Source organism: Pseudomonas sp. AL 58 (assembly GCF_036348395.1).
Lineage (GTDB): Bacteria > Pseudomonadota > Gammaproteobacteria > Pseudomonadales > Pseudomonadaceae > Aquipseudomonas > Aquipseudomonas defluvii.
This window is the reverse complement of sequence record NZ_JAZBQR010000011.1, coordinates 13,419-29,792: the sequence shown is the minus strand read 5'-3', so window position 1 is coordinate 29,792 and position 16,374 is coordinate 13,419. Positions and strand designations below refer to the sequence as shown.

At 59.3% G+C, this 16,374-nt stretch carries 16 protein-coding genes; 12 read left to right on the top strand and 4 right to left on the bottom strand.

Features of this window, described 5'->3' with window-relative positions:
• Positions 1-283: 283 nt before the first annotated feature.
• Positions 284-1,657 carry a nucleotide 5'-monophosphate nucleosidase PpnN gene (gene ppnN / locus UIA24_RS13560; RefSeq protein WP_330523056.1) on the top strand — a complete coding sequence of 458 codons (1,374 nt, stop codon included), beginning with the start codon at positions 284-286 and terminating at the stop codon, positions 1,655-1,657.
• 61 nt (positions 1,658-1,718) lie between these two features.
• Here ppnN and UIA24_RS13555 read toward each other — a convergent pair whose 3' ends face one another.
• Positions 1,719-2,615 (bottom strand): response regulator transcription factor, encoded by an 897-nt coding sequence (locus UIA24_RS13555; RefSeq protein ID WP_330523055.1) that lies wholly within the window; start codon positions 2,613-2,615, stop codon positions 1,719-1,721.
• A 936-nt stretch (positions 2,616-3,551) separates the two neighbouring features.
• Between UIA24_RS13555 and UIA24_RS13550 the strand changes: the two genes are divergently transcribed.
• The 11 genes from UIA24_RS13550 to UIA24_RS13500 are packed head-to-tail and all read left to right on the top strand — an operon-like array spanning position 3,552 to position 13,478.
• A complete protein-coding gene (locus UIA24_RS13550) occupies positions 3,552-3,746 on the top strand; it encodes a Flp family type IVb pilin (protein ID WP_102052543.1) in 195 nt (64 codons plus the stop codon).
• Between the two features lie 58 nt (positions 3,747-3,804).
• Entirely contained in the window at positions 3,805-4,323 is a 519-nt protein-coding gene (locus tag UIA24_RS13545; RefSeq protein WP_330523054.1) for an A24 family peptidase, read from the top strand.
• 14 nt (positions 4,324-4,337) lie between these two features.
• Positions 4,338-5,663: an AAA family ATPase gene (locus UIA24_RS13540; RefSeq protein WP_330523053.1), complete on the top strand. Its 1,326-nt coding sequence runs from the start codon at positions 4,338-4,340 to the stop codon at positions 5,661-5,663.
• A 12-nt stretch (positions 5,664-5,675) separates the two neighbouring features.
• Positions 5,676-6,485 (top strand): Flp pilus assembly protein CpaB, encoded by an 810-nt coding sequence (cpaB, locus tag UIA24_RS13535; protein WP_099774076.1) that lies wholly within the window; start codon positions 5,676-5,678, stop codon positions 6,483-6,485.
• A 37-nt stretch (positions 6,486-6,522) separates the two neighbouring features.
• Positions 6,523-7,863, top strand: a complete 1,341-nt coding sequence (locus tag UIA24_RS13530; protein ID WP_178081706.1) for a TadE/TadG family type IV pilus assembly protein — start codon at positions 6,523-6,525, stop codon at positions 7,861-7,863.
• Between the two features lie 8 nt (positions 7,864-7,871).
• Positions 7,872-8,342 carry a TadE/TadG family type IV pilus assembly protein gene (locus UIA24_RS13525; RefSeq protein WP_102052546.1) on the top strand — a complete coding sequence of 157 codons (471 nt, stop codon included), beginning with the start codon at positions 7,872-7,874 and terminating at the stop codon, positions 8,340-8,342.
• On the top strand, positions 8,342-8,845 hold the full coding sequence (locus UIA24_RS13520) for a TadE/TadG family type IV pilus assembly protein (protein WP_330523133.1): 504 nt from the start codon (positions 8,342-8,344) through the stop codon (positions 8,843-8,845). The genes UIA24_RS13525 and UIA24_RS13520 overlap by 1 nt, the downstream gene beginning before the upstream one ends.
• On the top strand, positions 8,839-10,056 hold the full coding sequence (locus UIA24_RS13515) for an AAA family ATPase (RefSeq protein ID WP_330523052.1): 1,218 nt from the start codon (positions 8,839-8,841) through the stop codon (positions 10,054-10,056). Before UIA24_RS13520 ends, UIA24_RS13515 begins: the two co-directional genes overlap by 7 nt.
• Before the next feature lie 3 nt (positions 10,057-10,059).
• Positions 10,060-11,499, top strand: a complete 1,440-nt coding sequence (locus UIA24_RS13510; RefSeq protein WP_065759537.1) for a CpaF family protein — start codon at positions 10,060-10,062, stop codon at positions 11,497-11,499.
• Positions 11,496-12,482, top strand: a complete 987-nt coding sequence (locus UIA24_RS13505) for a type II secretion system F family protein (RefSeq protein WP_065759538.1) — start codon at positions 11,496-11,498, stop codon at positions 12,480-12,482. The genes UIA24_RS13510 and UIA24_RS13505 overlap by 4 nt, the downstream gene beginning before the upstream one ends.
• A 27-nt stretch (positions 12,483-12,509) precedes the next feature.
• On the top strand, positions 12,510-13,478 hold the full coding sequence (locus tag UIA24_RS13500; RefSeq protein WP_330523051.1) for a type II secretion system F family protein: 969 nt from the start codon (positions 12,510-12,512) through the stop codon (positions 13,476-13,478).
• Positions 13,479-13,726: 248 nt separating this feature from the next.
• On the opposite strand, the gene UIA24_RS13495 is transcribed toward UIA24_RS13500, so the two are convergent.
• From UIA24_RS13495 to UIA24_RS13485, 3 genes are all read right to left on the bottom strand, one after another.
• The gene (locus UIA24_RS13495; RefSeq protein ID WP_065759540.1) at positions 13,727-13,993 is read right to left on the bottom strand and encodes a DUF3613 domain-containing protein; all 267 of its coding nucleotides are present in this window, start codon (positions 13,991-13,993) and stop codon (positions 13,727-13,729) included.
• A 35-nt stretch (positions 13,994-14,028) separates the two neighbouring features.
• A complete protein-coding gene (locus UIA24_RS13490) occupies positions 14,029-14,736 on the bottom strand; it encodes a tetratricopeptide repeat protein (protein ID WP_065759541.1) in 708 nt (235 codons plus the stop codon).
• Positions 14,737-14,846: 110 nt separating this feature from the next.
• Entirely contained in the window at positions 14,847-16,085 is a 1,239-nt protein-coding gene (locus UIA24_RS13485) for a type II and III secretion system protein family protein (protein WP_065759542.1), read from the bottom strand.
• Positions 16,086-16,374 lie beyond the last annotated feature (289 nt).

Below are 16,374 nucleotides of genomic sequence, written 5' to 3'. Positions count from 1 at the left end.
CAGGACACACCTTTCACGTATTTTTTCAAAGACAGGCCCCAGCAAAATGTGGCATTAGTAATGTAACCGCCTGAACACACAGTGCTTTCAGGTTACTGGCAACAGCCCCACGAGGTATCCGCCATAACCTGAACGCACATTTGACGGAGGACCAGAGAGCCGTGTTTGCGTTATCGCCCGAGCGCTTGAAAAGTACCTGCCCTGTGCGGCGACGTTCGGTGTCAACCCTCCGAATGCCACAGGCCACCCCAGGCAGGTTGGCATCGTTTAAAGGAATTACACAATGATCCCAAGAAATGTAATCAACGCGTCGGTAAGTCCCAAAGGAAGCCTGGAAACGCTGTCCCAGCGCGAAGTTCAGCAATTGAGCGAAGCCGGCTCGGGCAGCATCTACCAACTGTTCCGCCAGTGCACACTGGCCATCCTCAATACCGGCGCCCACGTCGATAACGCCAAGACCATTCTCGACGCCTTCCAGGATTTCGAAGTTCGTATCCACCAGCAGGACCGTGGCGTGCGCCTGGAGCTGATCAACGCACCCGCTGGCGCCTTCGTCGACGGTGAAATGATTGCCAGCACCCGCGAAATGCTCTTCAGCGCCCTGCGCGACATCGTCTACACCGAAAACGAGCTGGACAGCCTGCGCATCGACTTGAGCAGCTCCCAAGGCATCACCGACTACGTCTTTCACCTGCTGCGCAACGCCCGCACTCTGCGCCCTGGGCTCGAACCGAAAATGGTCGTGTGCTGGGGCGGCCACTCGATCAGCACCGAGGAATACCAGTACACCAAGAAGGTCGGCCACGAGCTGGGCCTGCGCAAACTGGACATCTGCACCGGCTGCGGCCCCGGCGTGATGAAAGGCCCGATGAAAGGCGCCACCATTGCCCATGCCAAGCAGCGCATGAACAGCGGACGCTACCTGGGCCTGACCGAGCCGGGCATCATCGCTGCGGAAGCCCCCAACCCGATCGTCAACGAACTGGTGATCCTGCCGGACATCGAGAAGCGCCTTGAGGCCTTCGTCCGCGTCGGCCACGGCATCATCATTTTCCCGGGCGGCGCCGGCACGGCCGAAGAGTTCCTCTACCTGCTCGGCATCCTCATGCACCCGAACAACCAGGACCTGCCATTCCCGGTCATCCTCACCGGGCCAAAGAGCGCCGAAGCCTACCTGCATCAACTGCATGCGTTCGTCGGCGCCACCCTGGGTGAAGCGGCACAGCGTCACTACCAGATCATCATCGACGACCCGGCCCAAGTGGCGAGGCAAATGACCGAAGGCTTGAAGACCGTCAAACAGTTCCGCCGCGAACGCAACGACGCCTTCCACTTCAACTGGCTGCTGCAGATCGACGAAGGCTTCCAACGCCCGTTCGACCCAACCCACGCCAACATGGCCGACCTGAAACTGAGCCGTGATATACCGCCGCACGAACTGGCGGCCAACCTGCGCCGCGCCTTCTCCGGCATCGTCGCGGGTAACGTGAAGGACAAAGGCATTCGTCTGATCGAAGAACACGGCCCGTATGAAATCCACGGTGACGCGGCAATCATGCAGCCGCTGGACCGCCTGCTGAAGGCCTTCGTCGAGCAGCACAGGATGAAACTGCCGGGCGGAGCGGCGTATGAGCCGTGCTACCGGGTCGTGACCTGACCATCAGCGTTATCGCCGGCAACGCCGGCGATAACGCTACTCAGCACTCAGCACTCAGCACTCAGCACTCAGCACTCAGCGACAGGCTACCGATGACGTCCGACAGCTCGTCGTACGGTTCCTGTTTCACTTCCGGCTCTTGTACAGGCGCTGGTTTCAGGCCGCTTTGAGACGCCTGGCGGTATTCACTAGGCGTACATCCTGCGCACTGCTTGAAGGCGCGGGCGAAGTAGGATGGGTCTTTGAAGCCAACCTCGTAGCCAATGCTGGTAATGGGCATCTGGCTGTTGTGGAGCAGCTCCTTGGCGCAGTCCATGCGCTTGCTAAGGATGTACTCCATGAAACCCAGGCCATTCACTTCCTTGAATACGCGGCTGAAGCGAAAGGTGGTCATGCCGCAACGCTTGGCCAGGACTTTCTGGTCGATGCTGTCGCGAAAATGCTGGTCAATGTACAACTGCACGTCATGCAAGGCATGGTGCTTCTGGTGCTCCGCCGTCAACCGGATACTGTCCGGCAGCGATGGGCCGTGCTCGATCTGCAATACCTTGTTGCTCGCCCCGGCCTGGCGACGTACGTCGCACAGTTGCCTCAACGCATGCAGAAAACGATTGATCTCGGTGCTTGAGAGGGCAAGCACCATGTATTCCCAGACCCGCGAGCGCATGGCCCAGACCGCGAGCTCTTCAGAGTGCTGCACGGTGAACATGGTGATCGGTATGGACGGTGCCTTGCGCTTGATCTCCAACAGCAGGTTGAGCCCTGGCATGTCGGGACGGTCGTAATGCATGCAGATCATGTCCGGCTGTGGTTCGTGGTCCTTTTCGGAAAAGGAATTACCGGCTGCCAGACGACACTCGCAGGCTGGCTGAAACTGCATCATCAGCGCTTCAGTCGAATGATCGTGGGTGAGATCGAACCATAAAAGGTACGGCTTTCTCGCCGCCTCGACACTCATGGCGTTAGCCTGCCCATAGGACTAACCCACTCTTTCGCCCCAAGCCATTTAGCCATCAGGCCAGAAGTATGATGGATCCAATTCTGATAAAGACTCATCATCGCGCTCTATACCGTTAGAATTGTTATTACAAAAATTTCGCTCGTCTTTCACATATATCCGTTGCCATGCACTCAGCACTTTCACATCAGCTCCATTGCACATCTTGAACCCTTCCCTTCCTTGAGTAGCCCGGTGCCATTATTAGCACTCCAGCAGTAGCAACAACAGCAAAATATCCTGATTCATCGATAATGAATGCGGACCTCCGACAGTATTCCTGACACCTGTTCCATCAGGTAACCCATTGGAACTTCGCAACTAAAACTGTTCCCAAACAACACGTCATTGTGCCCTGACCAATAGCCTGTCAGGGTCTCTGCCTGAACGAACCAGCAACGCTTGACGTCAACAAAATGGCGAAAATAGCGCACACCAAGAGCAAAACGTCAAAAAAAAACACTCCATGCACCCTTTTGCTGCTTTCAGGCGTTGGCGAAATGCTTTTTCCTTCTTGAATAGTATCGTCAGCGTTACGCCAATGAGCAGATCAAGTCCTGATATCAAAACCCCTGCTTAGACCATTACGTACCACCTTGGCCTGCATCACCAGCAACGGGCTGTTTTTTGGCCTGAGTGCTACAACACTTTTAAAGTGTTTGCTCTATTTACGTTAGCGCCAGCAGAAACCATTCTCATATCGATTCCACCCCATGTTTCACCCCACTTGTTTTTCTTCCGAGTCTGCCACGCATCAATAATGGCCCTGTGACAGCAATAAAATCCTAACAGTCTGCAAAAATCTCCTAACCCCTTTCTGCGCCCCCTGACTACTGTTCAACCAGGCAGTGAAAACGCGCTGCTCTTACTACAAAGCACTTGAGCGAGGTGAACACCATGAACCTGCAATCTATCAAGACTTCGGTACTGAAGTTCATCAAAGACGAAGATGGCCTGACCATTGTGGAGTATGCAGTGGCCGGTGGGCTGATAACGCTGGGCGCTGTTGCTGCGTTCGTTACCCTGGGCACCAACGTAGACACCGCTATCGACAACCTGGGTTGCGCAGTCCAAGGCAAAGCAACCTGCTAGCGGTAATGAACCCAGCTGGCACAGACGTTTCCAGACATCTAGTTAGAGGGTTGCAGTCATGGGCAAAGAGCAGTTAGTCGCTGTCGCACTCTTGCTTGGGCTGCTCGGGATAGCGGTGGCGAGCGATATTCGCCGCCACCGCATTCCTAACCTCTTGGTGTTGTTGGGCTTGATCCTGGGGGTGGGCAGCCAGGCGTATGCCTCGGGTGCAATGGGGGCAGGTTATGGCGTGCTGGGCCTGCTGGTCGGCTTCGCCGTTTTCCTGCCGCTCTACGCGTTAGGCGGCATGGCGGCCGGCGACGTCAAACTAATGGCCATGGTCGGCTCTTTTCTCAGCCCGCAAAACGCACTCTGGGTGGCCGCACTGAGCCTGATTGCCGGGGGCGTGTGCGCGGTATTGATTATCTTCGTGCGTGGCCAGGTGCAGCAAACCTTCGGCCGTTACTGGCTGATGCTGCGAGCCAGGGCCTATTTTGCGCCAGCATCCGATGAAGTGGCAGGCAAGCCTTTCCCGTATTCGGTCGCCGTATTGCTCGGCACCTTGGCCAGCATCTTCTGGCTACCTTTGGGCCAGTAGTTCAGGAGAACCCTATGTACGCCATCAGCAACAGCCGTATTTCGCCCCAGGAACGCAGCGCAATCCAGCGGTTGGCTCCGCAACCCCGTACGGTGCTTGAAACCGGGTTGCCGGAGAACCTGCTGGGCGATCTGGTCTGCAAGCACCTGCACGACGCCGGCGTGCTGGACATGTCGCGGCTGGTAGAGCGCCTGGCGCTGACCGGTGCGGTACTGGAAGAGATCCTGATGTTCTTGCGCAAGGATGGTCGCGTCGAAGTCCTCGGGCAGGCCGGCAACCAGGCCTTGCGCTATGGCCTGACTGAGCGCGGCCGCAGCGCGGCACGTGATGCCCTGGCGCGCAGTGGCTATATCGGCGCAGCCCCCTTTCCGGTCAGTACTTACCGTTCGCTGCTCAAGGTTCAGACCATTCACCATGGCCGCATCGGCGCAAACGACATGCGTCGCTCGTTTAGCTCGATCGTACTGGCCCCGAGCATGCTTGACCAACTGGGCGTGGCCTTGAACTCCGGGCGCGCCATCATGATCTATGGGCCGGCCGGTACCGGTAAGACCTACATCAGCAGCCGGCTGATCCGCCTGTTCAGCGAATGCATCTGGGTACCCCATGCCATCGCCATCAACGATGCCGTGATCGAAATCTTCGACCCTCAGGTACACCGTCGCCTGCAGGATGATGACGAACAGCAGAACACCTTGCTGCTCAACGAAGGCATCGACCGTCGCCTGCTGTGCTGTGAGCGCCCCCTGGTCATCACCGGCGGCGAGTTGACGATGGAGCAGTTGGATGTGCGCTACGACCCCGACTCGCGTCAGTACCAGGCGCCGTTGCAACTCAAGGCCAGCAACGGAATGCTCATCATCGATGACATGGGTCGCCAGCGCATGGCCCCAGCCGAGTTGCTGAACCGCTGGATTGTCCCCATGGAGGAAAAGCGCGACTTCCTCAACCTGGGTGGCGGGCGGCACTGCGAATTGCCCTTTGACCTGGTGCTGGTGTTCTCCACCAACCTCAACCCGCTGGAGTTGGCCGACGAGGCGTTTCTGCGCCGAATTGGCTACAAGCTTCAATTCGGCTACCCGCAAGCCAGCGAGTACGAACGCATCTGGATCCAGGAAACAGAACGCTTGGGTATCCCTCACGACCCAAAGCTGCTGCGCTATGCCCTGGAGGAACTCTACGAAGCGGAAAACATGCCGCTGGTACCGTGCCATCCCCGTGACCTCCTGAGCATGGCAATCGACCGTCAGCGATACCTGGGCAATGCCGGGCCGCTATCAACATCGGAGTTGGAGTGGGCCTGGCACAACTACTTCGTTCAGCTCGACTTCATTGGCTAAGGAGTTACCAACATGAGCTCTCGTACGTTTCCCCTGATTGCCTTGTCCCTGGTCCTGGGCTTGGGTGCGGCCTGGATGGCCAACAACTGGCTGAGCGCGAAACTCAATGCCAAGGAAGACGATAACCAGCAGAGCGTGGTGGTCGCCACCACAGAGATTGCCTTCGGCCAAATGGTCGAAGCCCAGCAAGTGGCCGTGGTGCGCATGCCAAAGGATGCTGTACCCGAGGATGCCTTCGACGCCCCTGACAAAGTGGTGGGCAAGATCGCCACCTTCTCCATGCTGCGCGGCGATATCCTGCGGGCTGCGCGCCTGGCCGAGCACCTCGGCGGCAGCACCCTGGCATCGCTGATCGAACCCAACAAGCGCGCCATCTCGGTACGGGTGGACGATGTGGTCGGGGTAGGCGGGTTCTTGCTACCAGGTAACCGGGTCGACGTATTGGCAACCCGGCAGACCGGCAACAGTGGCGATGCCGAGTCCAAAACCATTCTGGAAGACTTGCGGGTGTTGGCAGTGGACCAAACAGCCAGCACCGACAAGACCCAGCCCGTGGTTGTCCGTGCCGTCACCCTGGAAATGACGCCACAGGAAGCGGAAGTGCTGGTCAAGGGCATGGCTGCCGGCAAGCTGCAACTGGCCCTGCGCAACCCCCTGGACAATCAGCCACGCCCGGCCGTCACCCAACCGGTTGCAATGGCCCAGCCACCGGCTCCAGCCCCGGTTGTCCGGCCGGTGGTACGCCGTCAAGGCACTGGCAACAGCAGCGCTGTCACCGTGATTCGTGGCATCGAAGTCAATGAAGTGAGAGCCAAGCTGTAAGTGATCCTGTTCCACATCGGCCAGACGGGAGGGCGTGATGATGAACGCGCGAATCAAACAGCCTCGCACTGCGTTTGCGCAGCGTCAGCGCGGCACGATCATTGTGATGGTGGTGATTGCCATGGCGGCGGTGCTGTTGATGGCCGCCCTGGCGCTGGACGGCAGCCACATGCTGGTGAACAAGACACGCCTGCAAAATGCGGTGGATGCGGCAGCGCTGAGTGGGGCCAAGACGCTCAACACAGTGCTTGGCGCAACCGGCGCCGCCAGCCTGGCACAAACCGCCGCGCTGGACACCCTCAGCCGCAATGCCAACGCGACAGGCAACCAGGAGCTGGCCAAGGCGGTTGGCAACAATGTCGCGAACTTCGCCAAGGTGGAACTGGCATCCAGTGTCTACGGGCCGTTCTCCTTTCCCGGCCCGGCCAATGCCAGCTACGTGCGAGTCACGGTGGCAAACTACCCGTTGACCGGTTTTTTCTGGGGGGCTTTCCAAACATTGGGCAATGGCGCAGACAAGACCAAGAGCGTCGCCGCCATCGCCACTGCCGGGCCAAGCCCAACCAGCCCCTGTGAGCTTACCCCGCTGATGGTGTGCGGCAACCCCACACAGAACAACCCCAGCGGCGGAATGTTCTGGGGGTACAGCTTCGGCGATCTGCAGGTATTGAAAACCGCTGCGAACAACAGTTCGGCGATCGGCCCAGGGAACTTTCAACTGCTTGATTTCGGCTCAGGCGGAAACACTGTCCGGGACGGCCTGGCCGGCGGCATCAATCAGTGCAACAGCATAGGATCGAACGTGACGACCAAGCCGGGCAACACCGTCGGGCCGTCCGCTCAAGGCCTCAATACGCGTTTCAACGAGTACAAGGGAGGCCTCAGTGCCGCTGACTATCCACCTGACCTGGTCGTTACGGTCAACCCCAAGTCCCTGACCTACAACGATACGTTGAAGAGGATCGAATACAACAACCAACCGGTCACTGCCGCCAACGGCAACCTGTCTACGACCGGTGGCCCCCTGTACGACTACAACGACTGGAAACAGGACTCGGCCAACTGCATTGCCGGCGCTGGGGGTGGCTGTCTGTCCAATGGCGTGCACGAACGGCGGGTACTGAAGATCGTCATCGGTGACTGCTCGGGCAAGAACGACGGTGCGTCATCGATACCGGTGCTCGGTTTTGGCTGTTTCTTCGTGATGCAGCCGGAAGCCCAAAAGGGCAACGAGTCGCAGATTTTCGGCCAATTCATTAGCCAGTGCGAGGGCGACGGCGTGCCAGGCCCCACGCCGACTGATGATGTCGGCCCGCAGATCATCCAGTTGTACAAGACCTACATCGATAACCAACAGACACCCAGTACCGATTCGTAGGGGGCTCTATGAGACGCGGTGGATTCAACGCCTCAAAGGCCCAGCGTGGCCTGGCAATGGTTGAGCTGGTGATTACCCTGCCGTTGTTGGCGCTGCTGATGCTGGCCTTCGGCGAGTTCGGCCGCATGCTGTTCCAGTACAACAGCCTGATGCAGGCCAGCCGTGACGCCGGGCGCTTTGTCGCCAGCCAGGCGTGGGACGCCAATCAGGGCAAACTCGAGCTGAGCGATGCACTGTTGTCCAAAACCAAAAACGTCGCGGTGTACGGCGTACCTGCCAACCCGAATGGTTACCCCTCGGTCGTGCCTGGGCTGACGCCTGGAAATGTCACGGTGGCTGCAGCAGGTACCGAGCACGTGCAGGTGAGCATTAACTATACCTTCGTGCCTGTGATCGGTAGCGCACTGCCGGCCCTCTATGGCAGCAGTAAACCGCTGGGCCTGACGTTGACCTCCACCGTTGTGATGAGGGCCTTATGATGAACCGCAAACGCATGCGCGGCGTGTATGTCGTCGAGTTCGCCATCACCGGCTTGGTGCTGTTCACCTTGCTGTTCGGCGTGCTGGAAATAGGCCGGTTGTACTTCACCGTCAATGCGCTGAATGAAACGGTGCGCCGGGGGGCGCGCCTGGCCGCGGTGTGCAACATCAAAGACCCGACCATTCTGCGCCGCGCAATGTTCAATGCCGCCGACAACAGCGGCGCGAGCAGCCTGATTGGCAACCTGACCAGTGCCAACCTGAACCTGATCTACCTGGACAAGGACGGTGCCGTGATCGCCAACCCTGACGACCTCACCAGCGCCAACGGTTTTCTCGCCATCCGTTATGTGCAACTGCAGGTGACGAACTTCAGTTTCAACTTGCTGATTCCTGGATTCAACGGCGCCCTCGTGCTGCCGGTGTTCAGGTCAACCATGCCGCGCGAGAGCCTCGGCAGGCAACCCGATGCAAACGTAGTACCGGAGATCACGCCATGTTAAGCACACGTGAAGCCCCCGTCGTCACCGCGACTGACCGGCAAGGCCTGCGCCTGCTGATCAGTGGCCGCGATGCGACAGCCTTGAACCAGATGAAAACCATCAGCCAGAGCCTGCCCAACCTGCAGGTCAGCACCCGCTTGGTAAGCAACGGCCATACCGACCCGCTGTATGGGCTGGACCACATGCCGGACCTGTTGCTGCTGCACGTCAGCCATTTGTGGCGCGAAGAGTTGGCCGCCCTGCTGCTGCATCCACTCAAGGAGCGCCCGCCGCTGTTGGTGTGCGGCCCCCTGGATGAACGCGAGGGCATGCGCCTGGCAATGCAGGCCGGCGCCCGTGACTTTCTTCCCGAGCCGGTGAAACCCGAAGAGCTGCAGGCGGCCCTTGGGCGCATGCAGATGGAGGCGCGGGCAGAGCGAGGAAACGAAGGCAAACTGATTGCGGTCATGAATGCCAAGGGCGGTTCAGGGGCCAGCATGCTGGCCTGCAACCTGGCCCATCAGCTCAGTAACCAGGGTGGCAGAACCCTGCTGCTGGACCTGGACCTGCAGTTCGGCAGCGTCGGCCACAGCCTGGATGTGCAATCGACACACAGCCCGATGGAGGTGCTTCAGCAGGCCGATACCCTGGACAGCATCGCCTTGCGCGGCTTTTGCAGCCACTACAGCCCGACCTTGCATGTGCTGGGCGGGCGTACCGATGAACTGTGCCTGCAGCAGGACGTGCGCCTGGAGCAACTGGAAAATCTGTTGCGCCTGGCCCGCAGTAGCTATGACTGGGTGGTGGTGGACTTGCCGCGGCAAATCGACCACCTCACCGGCATCAGCCTGGAGCAGGCCGACCGCATCTACATTGTGTTGCAGCAAAGCCTGAGCCACCTGAAGGACGGCACGCGCCTGACCCGCATCCTGCGCGACGACCTGGGCGTGTCGAGCAGTCGACTGCAAGTGGTGGTCAACCGCTACAACAAGGCTTCCCCCGTCACCCTCAAGGATGTGACCGAGGCGTTGCGCTGCACGGAGGTGCACAAGCTCCCAAATGACTTTGCGGTGGTCAGCGAGAGCCTGAACACCGGGGTGCCGCTGGAGCGGCATGCACCACGGTCAGCCATCAACCTTGCCCTGCGCGAACTGAGCCAGAACCTGATCGGGATCGAGGCCTGCGAACAGAGCCTGCTTAAACGTACCTTTGGCCGTTTGTTTGGAGGGTAAGCCATGCTCAGCGACTTTCGTAATCGCTTGCGTCAGCAGGCCAACAACCAGGCCACGGCAGACAAACCGGCAGCACCGGCCAACAGCCAGGACTGCACTCAGGTACTGATGGCCTGGGAGAACATTGCACCGGAAATCCTCTACGAGACCCGGAGCAAGCTCAACCCGGTGGAGAGCGAATGGAAAGAAAAGACCTACCAGCAGCTGCTCAAGGTCATGGACCTGTCCTTGCTGGACACGCTGGAGGCCGCCGAAGCCGGTCGGCAGATCAAAGAGATCAGCCAGCGCTTGCTTGACGAGAACTCGGCACCGGTCAGCGCCAGTGGTCGCCAGTTGATCATCAAGCAGATCACCGACGAGGTGCTGGGCCTTGGCCCGCTTGAGCCACTGCTGGCCGACCCGAGTGTGTCCGACATCCTGGTGAACGGCCACGCCTCGGTGTACGTCGAGCGGTTTGGCAAGCTGCAAAGAACCGACGTGCGTTTTCGCGATGATCAACACCTGCTGAACATCATCGACCGCATTGTGTCCAACCTGGGCCGGCGTATTGATGAATCTTCGCCGTTGGTGGACGCACGCCTGAAGGACGGCTCGCGGGTCAACGCCATCATCCCTCCCCTGGCGATCGACGGCCCCAGCATGTCGATTCGCCGCTTCGCCGTGGACTTGCTCAATACCGAAAACCTGGTGCAGACGGGCACCCTGACGGCGGCCATCGCACTGATGCTCAAGGCTATCGTTCGCGGGCGCATGAACGTGCTGATTTCCGGCGGTACCGGCAGCGGCAAGACCACCATGCTCAACGTCCTGTCCAGCTTCATCCCGCACAACGAGCGAATCGTCACCATCGAAGACTCGGCCGAGTTGCAGTTGCAACAGCCTCATGTGGTACGGCTGGAAACCCGCCCTTCGAACATCGAAGGGCGCGGCGAAGTCAATCAGCGTGAACTGGTGCGCAACAGCCTGCGGATGCGCCCGGACCGCATCGTCATTGGCGAGGTGCGGGGCGCCGAGGCACTGGACATGTTGACGGCGATGAACACCGGTCACGACGGCTCACTGACCACCATTCACGCCAACACCGCACGTGACGCCTTGGGCCGAATCGAGAACATGGTGTCGATGAGCGGTGCAACCTTCCCGATCAAGGCGCTGCGCCAGCAGATCGCCTCGGCCATCGATGTGGTCATCCAGTTGGAGCGTCAGGAGGATGGCACCCGGCGGCTGGTCAGCGTGCAAGAGATCAACGGCATGGAGGGCGACATCATCACCATGACCGAGATTTTCTCGTTCGTACGCAATGGCATCGGCGAAAAAGGCGAGGTACTGGGTGAGTTTCGCCCCACCGGCATGGTCCCGGCATTCCGTGAAACGCTGGCCAAGCGGAGTATCGAGCTGCCGCTCAGCCTGTTCCGGCAGGAATGGATGGAGGAAAAATCATGAACCAGATCCCCAGCGAGTTCGTCCTGGCCTTCCTTGGCATGGTGTTCACGGCGATCTTCCTCCTCAGCCAGGGCCTGACCGTTCCGGTGTTTGGCGAAGCGGGCAAGGTGCGCAAGCGCATCCGCAGTCGCCTGAACATGCTGGAGCGCGCCAATGACCTGCCGAACATGCAGTCGGTATTACGGCAAAAATACTTGCGGCGCCTGTCGCCACTGGAAGCGTGGTTAGAGCAACTGCCAGCGATGGAGGCCCTGGCCCAGATGATCGAACAGGCCGGGCATGAATACCGTGCCTATCGGGTACTGCTGCTTGGGCTGACGCTGGCACTGGCAAGCGGCATTGTACTGTGGTTGATCACGCGCACCTGGTGGGTGGCAGTACCTGCTGCGATGGTGGTGTTCTGGCTACCGATACTGAAGATCTCCAATGACCGCATCAAGCGCTTTGCCCGCTTCGAAGAGGGGCTGCCAGATGCGCTCGATGCCATGTGCCGGGCGCTGCGCGCCGGCCATCCGTTCAACGAGACCCTGCAACTGGTCGCCGATGAGCACAAAGGGCCGGTCGCCCATGAGTTCGGCCTGACCTTCGCCGACATCAACTATGGCAACGATGTACGCCGGGCCATGCTCGGCCTGCTGGAACGCGTACCCAGCATGACGGTCATGATGCTGGTGACCACAGTGCTGATCCACCGTGAAACAGGTGGCAACCTGACCGAAGTACTGGATCGCCTGAGCAGCCTGATTCGCGGGCGCTTTCGCTTTCAACGCAAGGTCAAGACCCTGTCCGCCGAAGGGCGTATGTCAGGTTGGATACTGGTGTCGATGCCCTTTGTGCTCGCCGCAGCGATCGTGCTGTCGAGCCCGACCTATCTGCCCCTGCTGATCAACGAGCCTCTGGGTCGAAAACTGGTCCTCGGCGCCTTTGTTGCCATGCTGATCGGGATCTACTGGATACGCAAGATCATCCGGATTCAGGTTTGAGTACCGATAGACCTAGGGAGTAAGACCATGGAGTATCTACTGAGTCTGATCAATCATTGGGTGGGCAACGAACAACTGACGCGCCTGTTGTTTGCAGCAGCCATCGGCCTGAGTGTGGTCTTTGCAATAACGACCATGACCTTACTGGTACTGGGGCTGCAAGACCCGGTCAAACGCCGACTGATGCTGATCAAGCGCGGCCAAAGTGCAGAAATTGCCGGGCAACGGCCACCGAGCAATCTGCAATTGATGCTGGAACAGGTGGGGCAACGCTTCAACACCGGTGAGCAAGGGCAAGCCTCGGCGACACGGGTACTGCTGACACACGCCGGTTATCGCGCTCAGTCGGCCGTACAGACCTACTGGGCGCTTCGCCTGCTGTTGCCACTGACATTGATGGGCATTGTAACCCTGGCATTACCGCTCATTCCGAAGCTGTCGCTAATGCTCGGTGTCGGCCTGCTGCTAGTGGCGCTGGGTGTGGGTTGGCTGGCGCCGGCCATCTATGTCGACAAGCGGGCGAAGTCACGGATGAACCGTCTGCTGATTGCCTTTCCTGATGCCTTGGACCTCATGGTGGTGTGCGTGGAATCGGGCCTGGCCCTGCCCCAGGCCATCGAGCGGGTGTCTGAAGAAATGGCGGTGAGCCAGCCTGACCTGGCCATGGAACTGGCCTTGGTCAACGCCGAAATCCGCGCGGGCATCCCCAGCACCGAGGCCTTGAAAAACCTTGCCGAACGCACCGGGCTGGAGGACATTCGCGGGCTGGTGAGCCTGCTGGCACAGAGCATTCGCTTCGGTACCAGTGTGGGTACCACCCTGCGCATCTATGCTGAGGAATTTCGTGACCGTCGCACGCAACTGGCCGAAGAGAAAGCCGCGAAAATCGGGACAAAACTGGTGTTCCCACTGATCCTGTGCTTGTGGCCAAGTTTTTTCCTGGTGGCCATAGGCCCTGCAATCATCGGCGTGTTCAAGGTATTCGGAAAGCTTTAACAACGAGTAGAAAAAGGCCTCGGCAGCAATGCCGAGGCCTTTTGCATGCCGCAGCCTTTTGAATGACTCAATAGGGAGGCTGCGAAACGCTGATCACCATGCGCACAAAGCAAAACGGCGGCGGGAGCCTGTTTACGCTACCCCGCCGCCGCCATGATGTGATGTCTACCCACCTGAATCACCCAACCTGCACACTGTCACCCTGCTCTTTCAACCCCGAACACTGGCGCATCCTGCGCCGTTGCAGCCTACTTCCCCTTGGATGACGAGAGACCATACTCTTTGTAAAACTCGGGTATGGGGTGCTTGTAGCTGTCCAACAGGCGCTGCAGGCTCAGTTCACGCTCAGCGGGTTTCACGGTTTGCAGGTTTGGCGAAGCCACCTGGTTACTACGCTGCAACTGCAGCCAGGTTTCGGTGACCTGCTGTTGTGGGGAAGATGGGCCAGGTTCGATGGCCTGGGCTGCAAGGGGGAGCAACGCGGCTCCCAGGCAGATGAGCATAGTCTGTTTCATCACTACCTCTGCATTGGTGGCGAGTTGGCACTCGGTTATGCCGGATCATTGACCGCTGCTACCTGATCGGCAGGCGCTGCGGTGGCCTTCTTCCTACTCTTGAGTTTTTCTGCTCGCGCCTGGGCTTCAGTGACTTGTGCCGGGCTCAAGCCGACACGGCTGACCAACTCCGAGGCCTGCTTCCAGTTCCCCTGGTAAATCATCAAGGTCACCAGATTAACGGCCGCCAATTGATCGGACTGCTTCAACTCCATGGCCGTGATGAACTCGAAGCGGGCTTGCTTAAGACGCCCTTGGTTAAGGTATATCACGCCTAGGTCGTTACGGATTTTTTCGTCAGTGGGCGACATGCGTACCGCCCGTTGCAGGTGAGCCAAGGCCTTCTCGCTATCATTGCGCGCCACCGCCAGTTGCCCCAGGCCGTGTTCGCCTTCAGCCGCCAGGCATGTACTGAGTAAACTGCGAAACAACGGTTCGGCCTCGGCCTCTCCCAATACACGGTAGATCTTGGCCTTGCGCAAACGCACGGCGGGTAGGTCCTGCGGCAGCCGCTGCAAGTTGGCCAGGCCCGCATGCAGCTTGCCCTCACGGATCATGTCGTCGGCCAGGCTCAGCGACAGCTCCTGATCGGAACTGACCTTGGCACAGCTTTCCGGGGCACTGAGTGACGACCAATCGGAGCCACCGCCCGTGGCACAGCCGCTCAGCATCACCAGGCCCAACGTTGCAATGATCACCTTCATTTTTCGCTCCCGGGAAACGCACAACGAGCGGGCGATGGCCGTAAGGCCAACCCCGCCCAGCACGGTGTCGTGGGATGTGTTCGTCAACAAAGAGGCTGCAATGGGCTGGCTCATTGTGATAACCCACTACGGTGGTCGAAGTCACCGTCTTCCAGGAAGTACATGCGGAACCAGTTCGGATCGTAATTACGCATCTGCTCGCCGGGCAGTGTAGGAAGCTGGGCATTGACCGCCAGCGGTTGCACCAGATGCGGAGTGACGATCATCAGCAGTTCTTTCTCTTCACGCTTGATCGTAGAGTCACGGAAAAAGGCACCCAGGATCGGAATGTTGCCGAGGCCAGGCAACTTGTTCACAGCAGAGGTGTTGGTCGTGCTGATCAAGCCGCTGACCACGAAGCTCTCACCGTCCGCCAGGGAAATACTGGTGTCCGTACGACGAACAACCAGTGCCGGTACAACCGTGCCGGAAATGGACACACCGTTGTTGAAATCGAGCTCACTGACCTCCGGTGCCACCTTCAGGTTGATACGGCCCGGCCCAACCACCGTTGGTGTCAGCGTCAGACGAATACCGAATTCCTTGTACTCGATTGAAATACTGTCGCTGCCAGTGCTCGGTACCGGGATGGGCACTTCACCACCGGCCAGGAAGCTCGCGCTCTGCCCACTCAGCGCCACCAGGCTGGGGCGGGCCAGGGTATAGGCAAAGCCACTGCCTTCCAGCGCATTGATCAACCCCAGTACGTTGCCGCCACCGATCCCGATGTTGAAACTGCCGTTATCCAGAGGGATGTTGGGTGCCAGGCTACCAATCTGCCCGGGCGTCACCGTCACGCCAGGCACAGTGCCCGGTGAGCCGAACAGAAAACTGCCGCCTTTGCCGAAGATCGACGTACTGGCCTCTTTCAACTTGGTGCGGCTGACTTCGACAAACCGAATATCGGTCTGAACCTGGCTGGTCAGCACCTCATTGCCTTCAGGAAAGACTGCGCTACCCAAGGAGGACGTAGCCTTGCCCTTGACGAACACCATGCTCTGGCGAGGCGCACTGGAGCATGCCGTCCAGACCATCAGGCTGGTGGTTCCGGGAGCAATACCGGTAAGCAGGTATGCATCATTGCCATTGAGGTGCACATCAGCGATTTTCGGATCGCCTATGGCCAATCGGGTAATGGCCTCAGGGGAGCGCATGGCAGTCTGCATGCCTTCACCCACCTCGACCACGGCTGGCAGTGCCGCCAGATCTGCGCAGTTTTTCCCCGCGGCCAACGTCGTCCCAGCGGGTAAACCAGCAACAATCAACGTCCACGCCACTCGTTTGAGTACTTGCGCGTAATTATTGGTCATTCTCTGCTTCCTTGTCCGGTCAGGGCAGTTTGCTAGAAGATCGGTTCAACACGACTTGCATGACCACTGCCGGTCCCCTGCCGCCACGACACGCGATCCGCGCACGCCGTGACGTCTGGAAAATCCACAGTGGGCTGGCACAGCGTGGACACACTCGCCACCGCTGCTAGAGCCCTCCAGTGATCGTCGTGCCAAACACCCCCCCTTATGTGGTTCAGCTGAAACGACCAGTCATAACGAGCCATCCGTCGGGTCTGCGAACTGCCTAACCATCCTGAAGCGAGGCCAA

Coding starts and splice junctions, on each gene's coding strand:
- ppnN (WP_330523056.1), top strand. CDS start 284: ATGATCCCAAGAAATGTAATCAACGCGTCGGTAAGTCCCAAAGGAAGC.
- UIA24_RS13555 (WP_330523055.1), bottom strand. CDS start 2,615: ATGAGTGTCGAGGCGGCGAGAAAGCCGTACCTTTTATGGTTCGATCTC.
- UIA24_RS13550 (WP_102052543.1), top strand. CDS start 3,552: ATGAACCTGCAATCTATCAAGACTTCGGTACTGAAGTTCATCAAAGAC.
- UIA24_RS13545 (WP_330523054.1), top strand. CDS start 3,805: ATGGGCAAAGAGCAGTTAGTCGCTGTCGCACTCTTGCTTGGGCTGCTC.
- UIA24_RS13540 (WP_330523053.1), top strand. CDS start 4,338: ATGTACGCCATCAGCAACAGCCGTATTTCGCCCCAGGAACGCAGCGCA.
- cpaB (WP_099774076.1), top strand. CDS start 5,676: ATGAGCTCTCGTACGTTTCCCCTGATTGCCTTGTCCCTGGTCCTGGGC.
- UIA24_RS13530 (WP_178081706.1), top strand. CDS start 6,523: ATGATGAACGCGCGAATCAAACAGCCTCGCACTGCGTTTGCGCAGCGT.
- UIA24_RS13525 (WP_102052546.1), top strand. CDS start 7,872: ATGAGACGCGGTGGATTCAACGCCTCAAAGGCCCAGCGTGGCCTGGCA.
- UIA24_RS13520 (WP_330523133.1), top strand. CDS start 8,342: ATGAACCGCAAACGCATGCGCGGCGTGTATGTCGTCGAGTTCGCCATC.
- UIA24_RS13515 (WP_330523052.1), top strand. CDS start 8,839: ATGTTAAGCACACGTGAAGCCCCCGTCGTCACCGCGACTGACCGGCAA.
- UIA24_RS13510 (WP_065759537.1), top strand. CDS start 10,060: ATGCTCAGCGACTTTCGTAATCGCTTGCGTCAGCAGGCCAACAACCAG.
- UIA24_RS13505 (WP_065759538.1), top strand. CDS start 11,496: ATGAACCAGATCCCCAGCGAGTTCGTCCTGGCCTTCCTTGGCATGGTG.
- UIA24_RS13500 (WP_330523051.1), top strand. CDS start 12,510: ATGGAGTATCTACTGAGTCTGATCAATCATTGGGTGGGCAACGAACAA.
- UIA24_RS13495 (WP_065759540.1), bottom strand. CDS start 13,993: ATGAAACAGACTATGCTCATCTGCCTGGGAGCCGCGTTGCTCCCCCTT.
- UIA24_RS13490 (WP_065759541.1), bottom strand. CDS start 14,736: ATGAAGGTGATCATTGCAACGTTGGGCCTGGTGATGCTGAGCGGCTGT.
- UIA24_RS13485 (WP_065759542.1), bottom strand. CDS start 16,085: ATGACCAATAATTACGCGCAAGTACTCAAACGAGTGGCGTGGACGTTG.